This is a genomic window from Mucilaginibacter jinjuensis (genome assembly GCF_028596025.1).
In the GTDB taxonomy this organism is placed as follows: domain Bacteria; phylum Bacteroidota; class Bacteroidia; order Sphingobacteriales; family Sphingobacteriaceae; genus Mucilaginibacter; species Mucilaginibacter jinjuensis.
The window spans coordinates 1,191,067-1,211,882 of the sequence record NZ_CP117167.1; the positions used below are offsets into that span (position 1 = coordinate 1,191,067).

The 20,816-nt window shown below is 41.2% G+C and carries 12 protein-coding genes; 6 read left to right on the forward strand and 6 right to left on the reverse strand.

Features of this window, described 5'->3' with window-relative positions; genetic code table 11:
* Window positions 1–51: 51 nt before the first annotated feature.
* From PQO05_RS05550 to PQO05_RS05575, 6 genes are all read right to left on the reverse strand, one after another.
* Window positions 52–1,437: a RagB/SusD family nutrient uptake outer membrane protein gene (locus PQO05_RS05550; RefSeq protein ID WP_273631683.1), complete on the reverse strand. Its 1,386-nt coding sequence runs from the start codon at window positions 1,435–1,437 to the stop codon at window positions 52–54.
* A gap of 18 nt (window positions 1,438–1,455) precedes the next feature.
* Window positions 1,456–5,034, reverse strand: coding sequence for a SusC/RagA family TonB-linked outer membrane protein (locus PQO05_RS05555; protein WP_273631684.1), 3,579 nt, complete (start codon window positions 5,032–5,034; stop codon window positions 1,456–1,458).
* 143 nt (window positions 5,035–5,177) lie between these two features.
* Entirely contained in the window at window positions 5,178–6,176 is a 999-nt protein-coding gene (locus tag PQO05_RS05560; RefSeq protein WP_273631685.1) for a FecR family protein, read from the reverse strand.
* A gap of 72 nt (window positions 6,177–6,248) precedes the next feature.
* Entirely contained in the window at window positions 6,249–6,827 is a 579-nt protein-coding gene (locus PQO05_RS05565) for a sigma-70 family RNA polymerase sigma factor (RefSeq protein WP_273631686.1), read from the reverse strand.
* Between the two features lie 873 nt (window positions 6,828–7,700).
* The gene (locus PQO05_RS05570; RefSeq protein ID WP_273631687.1) at window positions 7,701–8,477 is read right to left on the reverse strand and encodes an SDR family oxidoreductase; all 777 of its coding nucleotides are present in this window, start codon (window positions 8,475–8,477) and stop codon (window positions 7,701–7,703) included.
* A 62-nt stretch (window positions 8,478–8,539) separates the two neighbouring features.
* Window positions 8,540–9,496 carry a helix-turn-helix domain-containing protein gene (locus tag PQO05_RS05575; RefSeq protein ID WP_273631688.1) on the reverse strand — a complete coding sequence of 319 codons (957 nt, stop codon included), beginning with the start codon at window positions 9,494–9,496 and terminating at the stop codon, window positions 8,540–8,542.
* 332 nt (window positions 9,497–9,828) lie between these two features.
* On the opposite strand from PQO05_RS05575, the gene PQO05_RS05580 reads away from it, so the two are divergent.
* From PQO05_RS05580 to PQO05_RS05605, 6 genes are all read left to right on the forward strand, one after another.
* On the forward strand, window positions 9,829–11,247 hold the full coding sequence (locus PQO05_RS05580; protein WP_273631689.1) for a glycoside hydrolase family 30 protein: 1,419 nt from the start codon (window positions 9,829–9,831) through the stop codon (window positions 11,245–11,247).
* A gap of 343 nt (window positions 11,248–11,590) precedes the next feature.
* Entirely contained in the window at window positions 11,591–12,163 is a 573-nt protein-coding gene (locus tag PQO05_RS05585; protein ID WP_273631690.1) for an RNA polymerase sigma factor, read from the forward strand.
* Between the two features lie 63 nt (window positions 12,164–12,226).
* Entirely contained in the window at window positions 12,227–13,342 is a 1,116-nt protein-coding gene (locus PQO05_RS05590; protein WP_273631692.1) for a FecR family protein, read from the forward strand.
* A 116-nt stretch (window positions 13,343–13,458) separates the two neighbouring features.
* Window positions 13,459–17,106 carry a SusC/RagA family TonB-linked outer membrane protein gene (locus tag PQO05_RS05595; RefSeq protein ID WP_273631693.1) on the forward strand — a complete coding sequence of 1,216 codons (3,648 nt, stop codon included), beginning with the start codon at window positions 13,459–13,461 and terminating at the stop codon, window positions 17,104–17,106.
* Window positions 17,107–17,117: 11 nt separating this feature from the next.
* Window positions 17,118–18,578 (forward strand): RagB/SusD family nutrient uptake outer membrane protein, encoded by a 1,461-nt coding sequence (locus PQO05_RS05600; protein WP_273631694.1) that lies wholly within the window; start codon window positions 17,118–17,120, stop codon window positions 18,576–18,578.
* A gap of 155 nt (window positions 18,579–18,733) precedes the next feature.
* Window positions 18,734–20,815 carry a carboxy terminal-processing peptidase gene (locus PQO05_RS05605; RefSeq protein WP_273631695.1) on the forward strand — a complete coding sequence of 694 codons (2,082 nt, stop codon included), beginning with the start codon at window positions 18,734–18,736 and terminating at the stop codon, window positions 20,813–20,815.
* The last annotated feature ends 1 nt before the right edge of the window (window position 20,816 follow it).

Genomic DNA, 20,816 nt, shown 5'->3' on the forward strand with positions numbered 1-20,816 from the left:
TGTTTAAATATGGTGAAGGGCTTTTTAAAGCCCTTCACCGAGTATTTGAAATTAATAACCTGGATTTTGTGTAAAGCCCGATTTATTTGTCGAGATATCAATTTCTGATTGTGGAATAGGGTACAGGTATTGGTAAGCCTGAATAGTAATAGGTGTTAACCCAGAGTTCTTTAACGCAGCAATAGCCGTATTGGTACGGATTAAATCGAACCAACGGTGTAGCTCCAATGGTAACTCTAACCTGCGTTCATTTAATACAGCTGTTCCAAATGTTGTTTGATCTGGTAACGTGGCTGTAGTATAAACGGCTGCACCGGCCCTTGCACGTACAGCATTTAAATAAGTTAATGCATCTGTATTATAGCCTGTTTCGTTTAATGCTTCGGCGTACATTAATAATACATCGGCATATCTTAATACAATGAAATCGTTGCCCAGTGTTTTGTTATTCGGGTCGAAGGTGTCATAATATTTTTTAACGGGCTTATCATTGGCATCCAAAGTAACGGTGTTTAAAAGATCGGATCGTTGATCGCCTGAACCATAACTGCTAATCAATTTAGGGTCTAACCCCGGTTGATTAAAGTAAGCAGCCAAACCATGGCCCTGGCCTGCTATGGTTTTATTATAACGAACGGCAAAGATGATCTCTGCATTCATTTTGTTGTTCACATCAAATACGGATGCCACGGTAGGAAGCAACTTATAACCATACACATTGCTTGCCGAAACCAGATCCTTTAATATGTTAACAGCGGAGGTGTATTTTGCTTCTGTCAAATAAACTTTTCCTAAAAGTGCTTTGGCTGCTCCCTGTGTTGCCCTTCCCAAATCTGTTGCGTTGGTATAAGTAACAGGCAAAAGGTTTATAGCCGCTGTAAGATCGGTTTCAATAGCATTGTAAACATCCTGAACAGAACTTCTGCCTTGCGCTTTGGCATCGTCTGCAGTAACAGGGGCTAATTCCAACGGTGCGGCTCCCCATAAACGTACGATGTTGAAATAATGAAGTGCACGCAGAAACCTGAGTTCCCCTTCATATTGCGCTTTTAGTTTAGGGTCGGTTACTACATCTAAATGTACTATGGTATTATTGCAGCGCGATATGCCGTTGTAGATGTTAGTCCAGGCCCCTTTGATATCCGTATTATCAGCCTTAGCTAAAAACTGGTCGATGTTGTATTCTGTACCTGCATTTGCGCCGGGATTCAGGTTTTCAACATTGTCGCCACGGGCTTCCATCATATCTACAAACGTTCCGTAATACATATTCTGTAGCGATGCATAAGCTGCTGTTACGGCATTACCAATATCGGCAGTAGTTTTATAATAAGCTACATCTGTAGCCTGAGATTGCGGAACCAGCGTTAAAAAGCTCTTTTTACACGATAAAAGGCTAACGCAACAAATGAGTATGGTTGATATATATTTTTTCATTGCTGATCTCTTAGAGAGTTAAAATTTAAGGTTTAGGCCAAGCAAAAAGTTCTTTGCTACAGGATAACTTCCGTAGTCAACGCCCTGTTGCAGTGGGTTGGAGTCTACACTTACTTCCGGGTTGTAACCGTTGTACTTGGTAATAGTAAATGGATTTTCGGCTGTGAAGTAAATTCGAACACCGGCAAGGCCTATGGCTTTAGCAGTTGGTTGTGGTAAAGAAACACCGAATGTTAAATCCCTGATTCTTAAATAAGATCCAGGAGACAAGTGATAGGTTGAGATTTGCGCATTTAAACCGGTTTCACTTCTGTTGGCACGGGCCACAATACCGTTGCCCGGATCTGATGGCGACACCCACCTGTTTAAGGCGTCGGTAGTATTATTCGCGTAGCTTTCGGTAGAGTTGTAGTGACGCTGGGCGATATTGGCAATGGTATTACCATAAACACCCTGGGCGGCCACATTTAAGTCGAAAATCCCGTATTGAACTTGGCCTGAATAACCATAAGTAAATTTAGGCTGATAATTACCTGTAATGGTTTTATCATTACCATCAATAACGCCATCGCCGTTAATATCGGCAAACTTAAAATCGCCGGGTTTAGCGCCTGGTACTTTGGCCTTGGTATTATCAATATCGGCCTGATCTTTAAATACACCTGTTTTAACCAGCGTATAATAGTTACCAATTGGTTTGCCTACTTCGGTAATAAAATAAATTACGTTTTGGGCCTGGGTGATAATGGAGTTTACGCCACCCAGATCCAACACTTTGTTACGGTTTGCAGAGTAGTTAATACTATTGGTAAACCTGAATTTACCTGCTGTGCTGGTGTTGGATAAGGTAACCTCAATACCCTTATTGTTTACCTTGCCAATATTAACCAAACTGGTTGTATAGCCTGTAGCCAACGGAACAGGTATGTTTAGTAATAAATGGCTGGTGTTATTGGTATATACATCAACCGTAGCATTTAAAATACCTTTAAATAAACTGATATCGGTACCCAGGTTAATGGCTGATGTTTTCTCCCAGCCTAAATTGGGGTTTGACGCGGTTGATTGATACAAGCCCGGATTGAGCGTGCCGCTTCCTGATCCAAATACGTAATTAGATTGGGATAGGGTAGACAGGTAGGCATAATTAGGGATCTGGAAGTTACCCGTTACACCATAACTTGCCCTTAATTTTAAAGAGCTGATGGCTGTGATGTTTTTCATGAAATCCTCATCGCTCACAATCCAGCCAGCCGAAGCTGATGGGAAATAGCCATATTTGGTATTAGGGCCAAAACGCGATGAACCATCGGCACGCACAGCAGCCGACAATAGATACCTGTCTTTATAACTATATTGTAACCTGGCTAAGCCCGATAACAAAGACCATTCGTTAATGGCAGAAGTGAAGCTGGTTATCGTAGTTGCGCCATTCAGTGTTTTTACCAGGTCATTAGGGAAACCTGTTGCGCCGATGGCTGAGCTGTTGCTTCGCTCTCTTTGTAGGGTATAGCCCGCCAGTGCCTGTAGGGAATGATCGCCCCATCGTTTTTTGTAGCTTACCGTGTTCTCCAATACCCAGTTAGTGATCTGGTTGGCATCATAAGTGGCTGTCGGCACAGATGGTGTGGTGAGCGTGAGCGGGCTTGGCAAGGTAGAAGGGCTAAAAATGCTTCTGTTAAAATCACTGATATCGGTTCCGAATGATACCTTGTATTTTAGATCTTTTACAATTTCATATTCAGCATATAGGTTGCTCAGCAATTTCTTTTCATAAGTTACGTCGGTCTTCAGCATAGCCAGCGCAACAGGGTTTATACCGTTTGATTGCGAATACTGCCATTTAAACTGATCGAAATTGTAAGTACCATCGGGGTTGGTAACCGGGAAAAACGGAGATGCTACCAGCGCGCCTTCTATAATGTTTTGGTTACCATTATTAAATGCACCCTCGGTTTGCTGATAGTTATAAATACCATAATCATAATTGATACTGGCACCCAGTTTTAAGTGATTATAATGTGCATCGAGGTTAACGCGTCCGGCATATCTTTTATAACCAGAGTTAATAACTATACCGTCCTGATCGAGGTAGTTACCCGAAATATAATACTGCACATTATCAGAGCCACCGGCTACAGATAAGGTATGGCTTTGCATAGCTGCCTGTTGAAAAATAGCGTCCTGCCAGTTGGTATCGGTTAAACCAGGTTTGCCTTGCAGATAAGGGAAAATCTCCGGGGGCAAGAGGTAAGCTAAGCTGGTATTGGTTGATGCCGCGCCTAACTTGCTTAAACGGGTCGCATTATCGTCTGTTGCGCTACCGGTTAAACCTTTGGCTTGCAACTGATCGAAATAAGTGTTGTTGTGCGCATCATAAATCAACTGTGCATATTGCGTGGCATTCAGCATCGGGATTTCTTTGGTAGTTGACTGGATACCATAATAGCTATTTAAATTAATAGCCATTTTATCCTTTTTGCCACGTTTGGTTGTAATGATCACTACACCGTTTGACCCCCTTGAACCATATATAGCAGCGGCCGATGCATCTTTTAAAACGTCAACGCTTTCTATATCGTTTACATTAATTGCATTAAGCGGGTTCACTTTAAAGCCTGAGTTGGGGAAGCCTGCGCCGCTAATGTCATTATCAGATAATGGTACACCATCCACAACGTATAACGGATCGCTGCCTGCGGTGATGGTACCTGTGCCACGTACGTGTATAGATATCCCGGCACCGGGGGCGCCGTTAGGCTGTAATACCTGCACACCGGCCAGTTTACCCGTCATGGCTTTATCTACACCGGTAGCAGGAAAATTATTAATATCGGCCGAACCCAGTGATGAAACGGCTGTAGTAACATCTTTACGATTTTGTGTGCCGTAACCGATAACCACCACTTCTTTCATTTGGCTTGATGTGGGCTTTAGCGCAATATTGATTGTTTTCCTGGCATTTACGGCTTGTTCCAAAGGTTCGTAACCAATAAAGGTAAAAACCAGCACATCGTTTTCATCTGCCTTGATGCTGTAATTTCCCTGGTTATCGGTAGAAGTGGATGCTTGCCCACCTTTTACCTTTACGGTTACACCCGGCAGGGGTTGACCTTGCTCGTCATTTACCTTGCCGCTAACTTTAATAATGGCCGACATTACCTGATCTGATGCCTTAGTTCTCATGGCATCAATTAAAATGTTGTCGCCAATTACTTTGTAAGTTAGGTGCTTGGGTAATAGTAGTTTATCAAGTGCAATATCAAGACTTAGGTTATTGGCAGAAAAACTACTTACCTCGAGGCTGCTAATTTTTGCACTTGGGTATACGAAATGCAGGTTAGATAACCTTTCAATTTTGCGTAATACACTTGCCAAAGACTCGTTCTTTACAACAAGATTTATTTTTGTTGTAGCAAGTTCTTGCGCTTTTCCGGCGTCAGCCATTAATGTGAGCGTACTAATGCCGATCAGGAAAATTATGGTTGCCGAAATTCTCATGATTTGTTTAATGTGTTGTTTTACCCCGATGGAAGACATTTTACTGCCAACGGGGCAAAGCGGTGCCGTTTTCTTTTTTTTCAAAAGAAATTTCATAGATTCGTTTGATTTTAAATTGTTAATTGCTAATGGTTAAAGTCACTTTTAAAACCGTTTTGTCTCGACCACAAAGCGGTTTTTGTGTTTCGTAGGTGGTTATGTAAGGGTTCTTTTCATGGTTGAATTAATTAAAGGAGTGATTATTGATTACAGCCGGTACCTAAAAGGGTTACCGTTTTTTGGGTAGTGTCTATCCTGTATTTAACAAGGCTGATCTCTTTCATTACCTTAAGCAGGTTTTTAAGCGGGATCCTGTTATTGAAGCTTGCTGTATAGCGGCAATTTTTGATCTGGTTATTCTCAAATTTAAAGGTGTAGCCATACCACCGGCCTAAGCGGGCAGATATATCCTGCATATCCTGGTCTTCAAATTGCAGTTTCCCTTCTTTCCATGATATTAATGATGCTGCATCTACATTCATTAACCGGCTTTTACCGGTGTTGATATCGTATTCAATCCGCTTATCCGGGGTTAAAAAGCCTAGTACTTCTTTGCCATGAGCTACCTGTACCTTTCCACGCATAAGGGTAACGGCCTCAACAGGCATGTTTTTATAGGCTGTAACAGAGAATGCCGTACCTAACACGTTAGTGGTTAAACGATCGGTGTGGACTACGAAGGGTTTTTCAACATTGTGCTTTACATCGAAGTAAGCCTCGCCATCAAGATATACTTCCCTGCGCGAAGCATCGAAATGTTTGGGATAACTTAACTTACTGCCTGCGTTTAACCAGATCTGGCTCCCATCATCCAATGTGATCTGCCTTAACTGCCCTTGCGTGGTTTGAAAGGATAGTAGTTTTTCGTGGTTACCGGCTGTGTTAAATTTCCAAAAGCTCACAGCGCCAATTACCATTAAAAGTACCGCGGCAACTGACGACCATTGCCAGATATTTAGGAACCTTACACGCTTTCTATCATTTGGCTCTGCCAGAATTTCGGATTGGAGTATCCGGTTTAAAAGCCTCTGTTTAATTTCATTTTCATGTTCCGTATCATTGAACACGGTTAAATCTTTTTGCGTAGTATCAAATGCCTCATACCATTCGTCGAGCCTTTGCTGCTCATCGGGTGTAAGGGTATTTTGCGCTTGCTTATGCAGTAATTGCTTTAATTCTGATTTGTTTAATGCGACCATCTACAACATAACCAATCGAAGAAAGGCGATGTACTATGCGCTTTTTAAATTTAATATATATGGTATTTTCTGTTAATGATTAATTAACAAAAGTGCGCCTATTGTAATGGCAATGTGAAGTGAGGTGGGCGAAACGTCAGCCTGCTTATAATCATTAACCGCAGTCCTGATTCTTTTAATGGCCGAGCTAATCTGGTTTCTGACTGTTTGATTGGAGAGTTGAAGTTGGTTGGCTATTTCTTCGGTAGTTTTTAAATCGTTGCGACTGAGCAGAAATATTTCTTTCATTTTCTCGGGCATGCGGTTAATTTCTTGCTGTACTATGGCCTCCAGTTCACGGCTTAGCAATTGGGTGTCGCTGTGGGTATCAGCTATTTCGCTTTTCACCGATTCTTTTTCTTCGTATGCCCGCTGGATGAGCTGTTTGCGATAAAAGTTAATGATCCTGCTTTTGAGGCGCTGATGAAGAAAAGCACGTATGGAGTCGTCATTATCAAGGTTCACATTTCCGGTAAGTAAGGAAAGAAAAAGGTCTTGCAGTATATCTTCCACGTCTTCTTCGGAGCGTAAACGGCGAAAAGCAACGATGTAAAGCTCCTTCCAGAACTTGCCATAAATGTTTTCAATTAATTGTCGTTTTTGCTCCTGCATTTTCTAATCCGGATTTGAGGCAAGTGCAAAACTCAACTTTTATTGTTACGATAATGTTAAGTAATAAAAATATCACGTCTGGCTAACCATGGTTGGCTAGGGCATTTTAATAGAATGTATGAATAATAAGAAAGTTACGGACATTCTATATGTCGGCTGCAAGTCAAGCGGTAAATATCACCCTAAATTGGATGAGTATACTTCCTGACTTTACAGCGATCAAGCATGACGAAACTATTTTATCCGGCGATACCTGTTTTGTTGCGCAGGCCTGAGCAGTGTAGAAATGTGTGAAGAAACTTACTACCAGGTTACGGGTACAACTACTTTAGTTTTGCAAAAGTCCTGCTTGTGTTAAACCCAGACATGGTCTTTAATTTTGTCTCAGGAGACATACGGACAGTTCAGAGCTAGGAAAAACAATGTGGGCTCGTGTTAAAGGCAAAACTGAAAATGCACTCGGCCTGTCAGGGTTCAAGGACCAATATATTTTTCGGCCAAGCCTTATGATGCCAGATAAAAAACAGGTACATATTAAAGGCGATAACAAATATATTAAATTTTTATATCTATTTTTCACTGGCTGTCGTGTTAGAGAAATCGGTAAGCGATGATTTTGACTGTCAAAATAGAGTACTCAGTAAAAACAATTGAGGCAAAGTATTAAAGTATTATCCACTATAGAAACCTAAGGTTGATATGGTGAATTAATTCAGCCTGCCTGGCAATTCAATTTAATTAATAGGTGGAATAGTAAATTGAACCCCCATTCTCTTAAATAACTGTGAACTTTATAGGGCATGCCTTAACATTAAGGCACGGTCATCTAGGAAGCCTGATTTAAGAATTTAAAAGTTCAATTAGTTCACGAGGTTATCTGCCGGACATCATTTTTGCGCCTACCTTACCCATTTGCATCAACAAGAACTTAGGCGCTATACGGCTCATAACCCTGAGTATACCGGCGAGACCGGGGTAAATCTCGTAATAATCTTTTTCTATCCCCCTGATTGCTTGCTCGATAAGTTTTTCCGGGCTCATCAGAATTTTAGGATCAAAACCATCTACTTCCAGAAATTTATCATTCAGGGGAGTGCTAGCACCAGGGGCGACTAACTCAAAAACTTTAACTTTAGTGTCTTTAAGCTGAATGCGTAAAGATTGAGTATAGGATCGCAGCCCTGCTTTTGATGCTCCGTATACAGGAGACAATGGTAGTGGCGCCAAAGCGATTCCGGATGTGACGTTAAGGATGGCAGCCTGACCACTGCTTTTTAAATGAGGCAAAAATTGCTGTACCATCCGAATCGGTCCCATCAGATTGATCTCAATCTCCCGTGTAATGTCATCAAGGGTGCGTTGCTCATGCAGATTAATTTTACGCATCTCCCCTGCATTGTTTATGAGTATATTCAGAGCAGGAAATTGTGCAACCACCTTTTTAAAGAGCAATTCAATATTTTTCGGATCGCTCACATCACTCTGGAAAATATTTATTAGTGGCAAATGATTTTTAGTCTGCTCTAATTTTTCCAAATTTCGTCCGGTAATGATGACGGTATTGCCAAGTTCAATCAATCGGGATGCAAACTGAAATCCAAAGCCGCTTGTACCTCCGGTTATCAGAATCGTATTGCCTTTTAGTTCCATTTTATGTCTATTAATGAAACAAAGGTCGCTGTTCAATTGGTTCGTCGTTTGTAAACATCAAACTAGTGTTTGCAAATTTCAAACCTGCATTTTTGAACGAAAGCCATTTGGAGAAAGCGATGTATGTTTTTTAAAAAATTTGAGAAATGCGCTACCTGTTCGAATCCGAGGCAATAAGCAATTTCAGAAATATTACGTTCTTTTTCTTTTAATAAAACCTTGGCTTCTTTAATTATTCGTGCCGCGATGAGCTGTGTTGTCGTCTTTCCAGTATGTTCCTTGATCGTCCTGTTCAGATAATTGACGTGCACAGCAAGCCTCTTGGCATAATCATTGGCTGTTCTCAAAGTAAACTGCTGATGTGTGAGTTCAAGTGGAAATTGTCTTTCGAGTAGTTCGATAAATAGTGACGAAACGCGTGCCGACGAACTATGGTTGGAATATGTTTGAGTTATTGGTTGAAGTTTTTGGCCATAATGAACCAATTCCATTATGTAATTACGTAATAAATCATACTTGTAAACGTAGGTGGAAGAGATTTCTTCATGCATTTTCCTGAAGATGGCTTTTATTTCGGTTACCTGATTCTTATCAATTTGAAAGACGGGGTAACCACCGGCTTTGAATAGGGCAATATTGTCCAATACAATGCCACTTTTTGTGTGTAACAGAAATTCTTCGGTGAAAAGACAGAAATAACCGGATTGATTCATATCCTGCGGAATCCAATGATATGGAATTTTAGGAGTTGCAAATACAAGGGCGAAATCTTCTACATCGATCACTTTATCAGCATATTCAGCCTTGTTTTTTCCGCAAATTAAACTAATCTTATAATAGGTTCTCCTATTATACGGCATAACTGGTTCCGCTTTCATCTGTCTAAGAAGATCTTCTATGTTGAACACATTAAAATGTCCAATATCTTTATTAATATTTCCCGGTAATAAATTTTTGATATCGCTACGTATAAAGGAGGATGCCTCTTTGTAAAAATCTTCAACCGTTATGGGCTTCATAGGAATTTTTAATCAAATTTAAATAAAATCTGATAAGTGTTTTAAAGCCCAGTAATCAAAGAATGAGATGTCGAACATGATACAGGGTTCTATGGAAGCGGTCCGGTGGCTGAAATTAATTACGCTTGGCTCAATGAAAGATTGTATGAAATCAGTTAGAGGCAGACTTATTTTGTTCTTACATTATTGCGGAACGATTGAGATATTTAAACGCAAGTTGATTTCCTGTTCAGTAAACTTTTAGCAGTAATATTCTTATTTAGCGATTAATTAAAAATTAGCTGTTTATTAATCATGCAAGCTTAAAATTGTCACATACGAAAGAATATCAAATGAAAATAAATTTTATTTGCAGCCTCTTGATTTTAATTGGACAGTGGCTTTATGGACAAACGGTACATGTGAAATGGACTGAAACAACGCAAAGCAAAAAATTCGTGACCACAGCTGTTATCGAGAATTTTGATTATGGCAGTCAAGCAGATGTGGAAATAAAGACAGAAACTCCCTTACAGACGATAGCTGGGTTTGGAGGCTGTTTCAACGAATTAGGCTGGAGCTCATTAAAGACTCTCAAACCTACTGACCGTGCAAGTGTAATGCACGAACTTTTTTCTTCAGAAGGAGCCAATTTTACTATTTGCAGAATGCCAATTGGTGCAAATGACTTTTCTTTGCAATGGTACTCTTATGATGAGACCGACCATGATTTCGCTCTTAACCATTTCAGTATTAATAACGATTTAATTACGCTGATACCTTTTATTCATGCAGCTCAGCAATACCAGCCGGAGTTAAAGTTATGGGCTTCGCCGTGGAGCCCTCCGCAGTGGATGAAATACAATAAACATTATGCAGAAGCTATGTTTGAAAATAAGTCTAAATATCAAAACGGCATCAGACCTGATCAGATTGGGCGTCCAGGTATGGATATGTTTATACAGGAGGATCGCTATTTCAAGACTTATGCCTGTTATTTTGCACGTTTCATAAAAGAATATCGTAAACAACGTATCAATATTGGCATGGTAATGCCGCAAAATGAATTTTACTCCAATCAGGTTTTTCCAAGCTGCACGTGGACCGTCACAGGTCTGACAAAATTCATCTCATATCTCGGCCCTGAAATGGATAAGCTTGGTGTAAAAATATTCTTCGGTACGGATAACGGATCGAATCCCAATATACTTGATACAGTAAAAGCAAGTCAATCAGGTGCATTTGTTAACGGCGCGGGATTTCAATGGGACGGTAAAAAGGCAGTTCAACAGGTTCATGAGAAATATCCTGATCTGACGTTATATCAGACAGAACAGGAGTGTGGAGACGGTCGTAATACCTGGGAATATTGCAATTACGCCTGGGATTTGATGAAGCATTATCTAAATAACGGTGTGTGTGCCTATGATTACTGGAATATCTCCCTATTTAGAGACGGCGTAAGTCATTGGGGATGGCGACAGAACTCCCTTGTTTCGATTGACAGCGCCAAAAAGTCCTACTCTTACAATTACGAATATTACCTTTTAAAGCATGTAAGTCACTTCGTAAAACCAGGAGCCACCTTACTAAAGATCCAGGGATCTTATGACGATTTGTTAGCGTTTAGAAACCCAGATGGCAACATCATTATTGTGATTAGAAATTCCGGCCGGGAACCTCGGACTGTTCGTTTGAAAATAAGTGGTAGAATAATTAATCAAACACTTGCCGCTGATTCATTTAACACCCTGGTGTATTCCATAAATTGAATGTTTAAGAACTTTCAGGATTTTGACGCCGTCAATGCTGGTAGTGGCTGCATTAGATAACTTAGAAAAAAACTGGGATTTCAATAAAGTATCATCATGATGCGGATATGCGAATGAATGAGGTATCACGTGAATAATAATTTGTTTTCAAAATCAGAGGTCCGTGAAATGTATAAGTAAATCAGTAAAATATATTTATGAGCAGCCATTTGCGCCCACGTGTCTTCCGTCCGGTCTGTACGTTAAATTATTATTGCAGAGTTTTTCAATTAGCTATCGGGAAAATACATTTTCCTTTAATTTCGTTATATTCGGATTCTGGATGATGCTTATATATGATGATATGACCGATTTTGAACTGGTCAGCCTCCTGAGAGAGGATGATCACGGTGCTTATCGGGAAATTTATTATCGTTACACAGGGCTTCTTTATGCTCATGCTTTCTCGAAGCTGCAAGACCGTGACGAAGCGATGGATGTTGTTCAAGAGGTTTTTAGTACATTATGGTTAAAGAGATCGGTAATTCAATTCCAATTAAATATTTCCGGTTATCTGTATATCACATTGCGAAATAGAATTCTTAATATTATAGCGCGTAAGAAGATTCAAAGTGAATATTTGACATCATTACAAAGCTATTTGAATAAAGCAAGTGCCGACACTGACTTTTTAACCAGAACCAATCAGCTTAGGTCTATTATAGAAGATGAAATTATAAAAATGCCGGTTCGGATGCGTGAGGTTTTTGAATTATCGCGAAAAAACCATTTATCTCACAGGGAAATTGCTGAAAAACTTGGAATTTCTGAGAAAACTGTAAAGGATCACGTCAATAATGCGCTGAAAATTCTGCGCCTAAAGCTAGGTTTCTTCAATTACGTCATTTTCTTAATCTTTTTAAAAAATTTTTTTTAAAAAGCTCCCACCCATAGGCCATATTATTTGTCTTGTGTATTAATTTAAGGTAAATCTTATATTATGCAAAAGTCAAATGCAGGTGATCTGCTAAAAAAGTATCGCGAGGGAAAATGTTTAGACGAAGAAATAGCATTATTAGAGGGATGGTATAATCAACATTTTCCAGCCGCTCCTAAATCTTTAACGGATATGGAACTGGCAGAAGATATTTTCAGCATTATCAAAGCATTGGATAATGTTGGCCAAAAGAGGACGGGTTATACTGTTTTGACAAAGATTGCTGTTGCCGCCTGTTCTCTGATTGCTTTATCAATTACCGGAATTTTGCTGATTGATCGCCCTGAGAACAATAATACTGCAAAATTGCAAAGTCAGATTATTTTACCTGGAAGCAATAAAGCCTTACTGACATTGGCCAACGGTCAAATAATTACATTAACCGATCATCCAAGCGGTAAACTAGCCACCCAAGGAAACGCACAAGCCACCCAGATGCAAAATGGCGTCCTTGCCTATCAATCTCATGGAATGGCAGCAAAACCTGCGGTCCTGAATAAAATTACCACGCCTGCCGGAGGCCAGTATCATTTGATCTTGGATGATGGTACGCATGCCTTTTTAAATGCATCTTCATCTGTTACCTTTCCAACTTCATTTTCTAAAGGGAAACGTGTGGTTGAAATCACGGGAGAGGTATATTTCGAAGTGGCCCATGATCTGAGAAAACCTTTTGAAGTAAAAAGTATGGGTCAAACTATTAGGGTTTTAGGAACTCACTTTGACGTCAATGCCTACAATAATGAACCATCAATTAAGACTACTTTGTTGGAAGGCAGTGTTTTGATTACTTCCAATGGAAGGTCGAATACACTTAAGCCCGGACAACAGGCAAGTGTGTCGGGAAATAGCATCTTGGTCGTAGCTGCGGATATAGATCAAGCAGTGGGATGGAAAAACGGTGATTTTATTTTCAATAATGAAGATTTGCCGACGATCATGCGGCAAATAGCCAGATGGTATAATGTAGATATAGCGTATAAAGGAATAACGAATAACAGCAAATTTTTCGGTACAATTTCCCGCTCCAAAAAGCTTATTGATATTTTGGAGGCCCTTGAAATGAATCAGAATGTTCACTTTAAAATAGAAGGGAGGACCATTGAAGTAATGCCATGACATATTTAATGGTTAATCAAAATAATCGGAGGCGTTACGACCGCCCCCGATCGAATTTCGGATAACCTGTAGCAAACCCTATTCATTGATTTCCAACTATTAACCCGAACGTGCAAATGTATAAATTTTACTATACAAATGGGGATGGTATAACCTGCCGTCCGCTGAAAGCCCAGCAACAAACTATTCATACTTGGAATTTATCTCCTAAAAAATGGCTCATGAGGATAAACCTTACTTGTCTAATTATATTGACCACTTTTTTGCAGATCAGCTTTGCGGCATCTGCACAAAAAATTTCGTTAACCAAAAAGAATGCCGCGCTGGCTGATGTATTCAAAGATATCAGGAAACAATGTGGCTTCGATTTTCTGATTAACGATGAGCAAATAAAACAAAGCAAAGCGATTACAATAGATGTAAAGAATATGGAGCTTTTGGATGTGTTGAACCGCTGTTTTAAAGGTCAACCATTTGGCTATTCAATATCCGAAAAACTGATTATTGTCGTACCCAAAAAGTCAGAAATCAGTCAGGTCGAACCTGCAGTAAATCTTTCCTCCGTTGCTGACATTGAAGTGCATGGAAAAGTCACTGACCCGGCTGGAAATCCATTGACAGGGGTAACCGTTGTCGTTAAGGGGACACAACGCAGTGTTGCAACAAACCAAAGCGGCGAATTCAATCTTAAAGTAAGCTCGTCATCCGATGTCCTTATATTTTCTTTTATTGGAATGCAGACAACCGAGGTTGCCATAGGAAGCCAGCGCGAACTGTTAGTTAAACTACAGGTCAGCAGCACTACCCTAAGCGAGGTTAAAATCAATACAGGCTACCAAACCTTTAAAAAGGAACAGATGACCGGATCTGCGGTTACTGTGGGTAGCGCTGAACTAGAGCAACGTTATCAGCCTAATATCATCAATAACCTGGAAGGCCGGGTGCCCGGATTGGTAAATTATAACGGCAATACAACGATACGCGGGGTAAGTACGATCAACGCCAGCAGGACGCCACTGTATGTTGTCGATGGTCTTCCAATTGACGGATCGGTCGCCAACGTTAATCCTTATGATGTGGAAAGCGTAACGGTGCTGAAAGACGCGGCGGCAGCGGCTATCTATGGTGCAAGAGCTGCTAATGGCGTTATCGTTATTACCACTAAAAAGGCGAAAAATCATCGTACTACCGTTGAGGTGAACAGTAATGTTACCGTTACAGAAAAGCCTAATATCAGTTTTAATTTGCTAACACCTTCACAGCAGGTAGATCTCGAAAGCAGCTATTATAATTACTATTACAAAAACGTATCTGGCGCGAGCACATTAACAGCCACTAATATTACTAACGGCAATCCGATAACTCCCGTACAATATGCTTATTATCAACTTGCTCAGGGACAAATAACGCAGGCGCAGTTAGACGCCCAACTTGCAGCCTTTAAACAGAATGATTTCCGCAAACAGTATAAGGACAACGCACTGTTAAAGACAATCTTGCAGCAATATGACCTGGCGGTGAGAACAGACGGTAATAAATATAATTCCAGCCTTGTAATTGATTACAAAAACAGCAACTCCGGAATCATTAATGCTTACGACCGTCAGTTGAATATTTTTTACAAAGGCACATATAATATGGCCAAATGGCTTGATGTAAATTATGGTGTAAATACAGTATTGGGTCAGACGAAATCCAGCAACAGCGCCTTTGCGACCAGCGCCACCAATGTGTCTCCATACCTTCAATTGCTCGATAAAAACGGGAACCGTGTTTATTATACGACCAATGACTACAACATGTACAATACGACCGCAGCAAGTCAGCCGCAATACAGCATGCTGATCAACCATCTTGATGAACTCGGCCTTGACGCAAGTAAAGTTGATCAAATCAACGGTCGGTATTTTGTTAACATGAATGCCAGGATCATACCCGGCCTGATTTTTACTCCGCAGTTCCAATACGAAAACACGACTGCAAATACGTCCGCCTACTCTGAACAACAAAGTTATATCATGAGGTATCTGGATAATATTTATTACAAAGTTCCACAGGCCACAAGCCCTGTTACATATGCGAACCTGCTTCCTTTAAATGGCGGAAAACTTGCTACAGTTAACAGCACCAGCAATTCCTGGACTGCCAGGGGGCAACTGGACTATAAAAAGCAGTTGGGGAAAAGTAATATCGATGTCATTGCGGGTACCGAATACCGGCAGATCAATACAAAGGGCACCAATGGTTTATTGCTAGGTTATGATGACCAACTGCAAAACCAATCGACTACAGCGGTTAACTTTCCAGCGCTTTTTGCTTATTCAACAACTACAACTTTTAAACCAGGGTTCAATACCACAAATTTATACAACACCTATTTTAATAATCAGATAGGCCTGATCCCGGAAACAACCCATCGTTATAACTCCGGATATGCGAATGCTACTTATGTTTATGATAACAGGTATGCCGCTTTTGGTTCCTATCGTGTGGATTACGCCGATGTTTTCGGACTAGATAAAAAATTTAGAGGAAAGCCGCTTTGGTCATCGGGTCTTGCCTGGAATATATCTAATGAATCATTTATGCATGATGTGAGTTGGGTGAACTTTTTGAAGCTGCGGGTGAGCTATGGTATTACCGGAAATATCGCCACGGGTGTAAACAGTTTCCTGACAGCCAATTCAACCTTGCCGGCTAATCAGCTTACTAATGCGCCTGTTTCTGTAGTGACCAGTGCTGCCAATCCGGAATTGAGATGGGAAAAAACCACCACGCCAAACGTCGGTGTTGACTTTGCTTTCTTTAATAACAGATTGAACGGTAGCTTAGACTATTACAGAAAGAAAAGTACCGATCTATTATTTACTACCCGCATCGACCCATCTGAAGGCTTTACCAGCCAGATCATCAATAATGGTGGATTAGTTAACAACGGTATTGAATTGACGCTGAATTACAGCTGGCTAAAACCTGCAACTAAAAACGGTCTTTCGTGGACGTCGATGGTAAGTTTGAGCCATAATAAAAACAAAATCACTTATGTTGATGCCGTTGCTGTGCTGCCGACTCAGTTGGTAGGCGGCGGCTATAAAGTGGGGTATCCGGTCAACTCACTGTTTTCTTACCAGTATAAAGGACTTAATAACGTTGGTCAGCCGCAGTGGTTAAAAGCAGATGGAAGCCTGACATCCGTTGCGCTAACCGGAAGTGACCTGAGTGCGGTGGCCTATTCAGGTGGGACTGATCCGGTCAATGTGATTGGTTTAACAAATACCGTTTACTATAAAGGGTTTAGCCTTAATGTGCTTGCCGTTTATTACGGAGGGAATTACATGCGGACTGCGGCTCCTGATGTTTACGGTAGTGGAGCAGCCTACGGCAGCATGCCATCGTATCTCTCCAGCAGCTGGACACCGGCCAATACCAATACGAAAATTCCTGGTTTTGGACAATATGCACCCGGTACTTATGCAGGCACTACAACTGTGCCTTCGAGTTACCTGATCAATTCAGACACTTATGTAAAGCCGGCAGATTTTATAAAAATCAGAAGCGTGGTTCTTGGTTATCAGCTACCGGAGCAATGGATCGGCAAATTAGGTGCTAAAAATGTCAGACTTACTTTCCAGCTTAACAACCCCAAAGCGTTATGGGTGAAAAATGATGTGGGTGTCGATCCTGAAACGATCAATCCGTTGACTGGTGTCGGAGGCGCAAGGGTACCTACATCTTATGTACTTGGTCTTAATTTTAACTTATAAAAGAAGTAAACATGAAGAAGATATTACATAGCTGTTTTATAATCTGTGGCTTAATGTTATCCTTAACAGGGTGTTCAAAGTTCACCGAAATTACGCCGAAGGGCAGCAATATACTGAACAGGGTATCTGACCTTGATTTGATATTAAATTATAATTTCAGTTATAACTCCAATGCTACGCCCACCAGTTTGGCGGGTACTACCAGCGCTGGTGAAGGTTTTAACCCGATGGATGCTGAAGAACTTGTTGACGATTTGTATCCGGTAGCACTTAACGTTACCACTTTATTAAGTGGGGGTACTAAAGATCTCAACTATGCTTTGATTACCTACGATGAAACTATTGACAGGAAAAATCTGGCGACCTCCGATGCCAAGTACGAAAAACTGTATTTCATAATCAATAATGTTGCCAATGTGGTCATTAAGAACGCCGATGTGGCGAGTGGTGACCGGACAAAAGCAAATCAATTGAAAGCAGAAGCGTACATCATCAGGGCATATATGCATTATCTGCTCGTTAATTTTTACTCCAAAGCCTATAATCCAGCGACAGCAGCAACTGATGGCGGTATTCCCTATGTAAAAGAGGACAATGTGATTAGTGATCCCAATAAAAAAAGCACAGTGGCTGACGTATATAATAATATCGTAGGCGATATTGACGCAGCCTTTGCTTTAAACAGCCTTCCTGCTACTCCTGTAAACAACATGCGTGTAGGACAAGGTTTTGCCTATGCGGTGAGAGCCCAGGTATTACTTTCAATGCGCAATTATACCGGCGCATTGGCAGCTGCAAATGCCAGTTTAGCGATCAATAGCACCGTTATTGATAATAATACGTTCGCGCCAGTTGGCACAGCGACCTTCGCCCGGCCAATCCTAACATCACCTGATAATTTGTTTTATGCATCTTATAAAGGCACCCCAACGCTTAATACCATCAGTCCGGACGTGCTGGCAAATTACTTTGAGAAAGGAAATATCATCAATGATTATGTCAAACCATATTATCCCTCGGTTTCCGGGTCCTTCGGTATTTCCGGTGTGACCGGTGCCCCGTTATGGTATACGGCGCCTTATGCTAATAACAGCGCAGGTCTTACCACGCTTGATACTTATTTTATCAAGGCGGAGTGCCTGGCGCGGACACAAAATGTCAGTGGAGCTATAGATATTATTAATATGATCCGGAAAAAGCGCATCATTGCCAGTGCCTATACGCCGTTTACAGCTGCTACAGAGGCGCAGGCTATAGGATATCTGAAAAAAACCACCCACTCCGAATTTCTTTTCACATTCAAGAATTATTTGAACATGAAAAGGTGGAATACGGAAGATGCTTATAAGGAAACGGTTACGAGGACAGTGAATGGTAAGACCTATCAGCTTAAGCCTGAATCATCGTTGTGGATATTTCCGTTTCCGCAAAGTGGTACCGCATATAATCCAAATCTAACCCAAAACTATTAAAGTTAATCTCCTTTTCCGGCACTATGATAGGCTATACCTGATTGTTTATCAGGTATAGTTTATAACCCATAGAATTTCTGGGATAAAGAGTCTATCAGCGGAAAGGTATAAAGACTTACAATGGGCCTATAGATCACCATTTAACGTTAATATTCATGAATAGATTAACGAGTGTTTTGCTATTAGTTATTTTTCGCGTTAGCGGTTTCGCACAGGCTGTTACAGCTAATGTGGACAACGTAGCACTAGCGACACAATCAAAATTGTTGACTCAGGTCAGCACGATGCTCGCAATAAGGCATTATAGCCCGCGCACCATTAACGATGATTTTTCAAAGGCGGTATGGGAGCGGTATATCAACAGGCTCGATGCAAAAAGGGAATTTTTTCTACAAAAAGATATTGACTCTTTAAAGAAATATGAGTTAACAATAGATGATGAAATCCATGGTGTATTGCCAGTCTCTTTCCTCCCGTGTATCAACCGGATATATAATCGGGAAATTGACCTGTGCATTCAGGAATACGCCGGATTGTTAATGGCTGCTTTTGATTTTAATAAAGAGGAAAAGCCTCTTTCGGCCATTCCTGACCGGACATTTCCAGCCAGCGACAAAGCAAGAATTGAGAAAAGCCGTGAGCGCCTGAAATACCAGACTTTACAGGCGTTTGTTTCATTGCAAGAACAACAATCTTCTGCAAAAAAGGGCGATACACTTTACGGGCGTTCAAATGCGGAATTGGAGGATATTGCCAGGAAAGCCACGGCAAAAAATGCAATGCTCAGGTTAACCAGGCTCAAAGCCATGGCGGGTGAGGAAAAACAGTTTGCCGTGTTCGTGAGCACATTAGTCAACTATATGGACCCGCATTCGGAATACTTACCACCAGCCGATACCAGGGGTTATCAGGAATCGGTGAGTAATAAGTTTTTTGGCACAGGTGCCCGGATGCTGGAAAAGGATGGCTTTGTTTACATTAACGATATGGAACCGGGAAGTCCGGCCTTAAAGAGCGGCCAGATACAAATCGGTGATATTATCGTCGCGGTAGGTCAAAGTGCCAATGGCGAAATGGTGGATGTAGGCGCTATGCCTCCGGCTGAAATCGCAAAATTGGTTCGCGGAGAGAAGGGTACAGCTGTCAGACTACTGCTTAGAAAAGCGGACGGTAGTTTAAAAACAGTGCTCATTACACGCGGTGAAATCATACCGGAAGACGGACGCGTACGGATCGCTTTAATAGAGGACGGCACAAAAAAAATAGGCTATATCCTGTTGCCCGGCTTTTACGACGATCCTAAAGACGCAAACGGGCCGCATTGCGCTCGCGATGTAGCGGCCGCGCTGAAAACTTTAGTTGCTAACGATATTGCCGGGGTGGTTATGGATCTCCGTAACAATGGCGGGGGTTCTTTCAGAGAAGCTGTCAGCATGATTAAGCTTTTTGTCAGCTCCGGTCCGGTGGTGCAAACCAAAGATCGAAATGAAAATGCCGTTCCGGTTGATGATCCAAGAACATCACAGCTTTACAGAGGTCCCCTGGTTGTTATGGTTAATGAGCTCAGCGCCTCAGCCTCAGAAATTTTTGCGGCCGCCATACAAGATGACCACCGCGGCGTCATTATTGGAAGCGCTTCTACTTTTGGTAAAGGCTCGTCACAAGGCGCTTTTCCCATTGGCGCTAACACACAGAATGGTATATTAAAGATCACAATGCAAAAATTTTATCGCTTGAGTGGAGGTGCAACGCAGCTTAAAGGCGTTAAAGCCGACATCGTTTTGCCTGATATCTATGGGTACCAGAAGCTCCGTGAAGAGGATAATACCGATGCCTTACCCTGGGATACGGTAGCGGCAGCAAAGTATGTACCGGAAAAATTTTTTGAATTGAAAAAAATACAAGCGATGGCCGATGACCGAATCAAAGAAGACGCTGTATTCAAGGCACTTGAAAGGAACATCAATTGGCTGACAAAAAACCGGGATGTTGACCTTCCACTGGATATAGCCAGTTTTAAATTGTTAAACAATAAGCGTCAGCAAGTCGCAAAAATGAATGAGGCCTTGCTGAAGCTGCAGGTTAGTAAACAATTAGAAGTAATAATCCCGGGTATTGCCAGCACCGGGTTAAACGTACGCAACCAGCAAATGCTTAGCAAAATCAGTGCTGATATTTATGTGGATCAGGCGGTCAAAGTAATAGCAGATTTAATCAAAACACCAATACTTCATTAAT

Excerpts from the sequence above, each read along its gene's own strand:
- PQO05_RS05555 (WP_273631684.1), bottom strand. The coding sequence starts at position 5,034 with ATGAAATTTCTTTTGAAAAAAAAGAAAACGGCACCGCTTTGCCCCGTT.
- PQO05_RS05565 (WP_273631686.1), bottom strand. The coding sequence starts at position 6,827 with ATGCAGGAGCAAAAACGACAATTAATTGAAAACATTTATGGCAAGTTC.
- PQO05_RS05580 (WP_273631689.1), top strand. The coding sequence starts at position 9,829 with ATGAAAATAAATTTTATTTGCAGCCTCTTGATTTTAATTGGACAGTGG.
- PQO05_RS05590 (WP_273631692.1), top strand. The coding sequence starts at position 12,227 with ATGCAAAAGTCAAATGCAGGTGATCTGCTAAAAAAGTATCGCGAGGGA.
- PQO05_RS05585 (WP_273631690.1), top strand. The coding sequence starts at position 11,591 with ATGACCGATTTTGAACTGGTCAGCCTCCTGAGAGAGGATGATCACGGT.
- PQO05_RS05560 (WP_273631685.1), bottom strand. The coding sequence starts at position 6,176 with ATGGTCGCATTAAACAAATCAGAATTAAAGCAATTACTGCATAAGCAA.
- PQO05_RS05575 (WP_273631688.1), bottom strand. The coding sequence starts at position 9,496 with ATGAAGCCCATAACGGTTGAAGATTTTTACAAAGAGGCATCCTCCTTT.
- PQO05_RS05605 (WP_273631695.1), top strand. The coding sequence starts at position 18,734 with ATGAATAGATTAACGAGTGTTTTGCTATTAGTTATTTTTCGCGTTAGC.
- PQO05_RS05595 (WP_273631693.1), top strand. The coding sequence starts at position 13,459 with ATGTATAAATTTTACTATACAAATGGGGATGGTATAACCTGCCGTCCG.
- PQO05_RS05600 (WP_273631694.1), top strand. The coding sequence starts at position 17,118 with ATGAAGAAGATATTACATAGCTGTTTTATAATCTGTGGCTTAATGTTA.
- PQO05_RS05570 (WP_273631687.1), bottom strand. The coding sequence starts at position 8,477 with ATGGAACTAAAAGGCAATACGATTCTGATAACCGGAGGTACAAGCGGC.
- PQO05_RS05550 (WP_273631683.1), bottom strand. The coding sequence starts at position 1,437 with ATGAAAAAATATATATCAACCATACTCATTTGTTGCGTTAGCCTTTTA.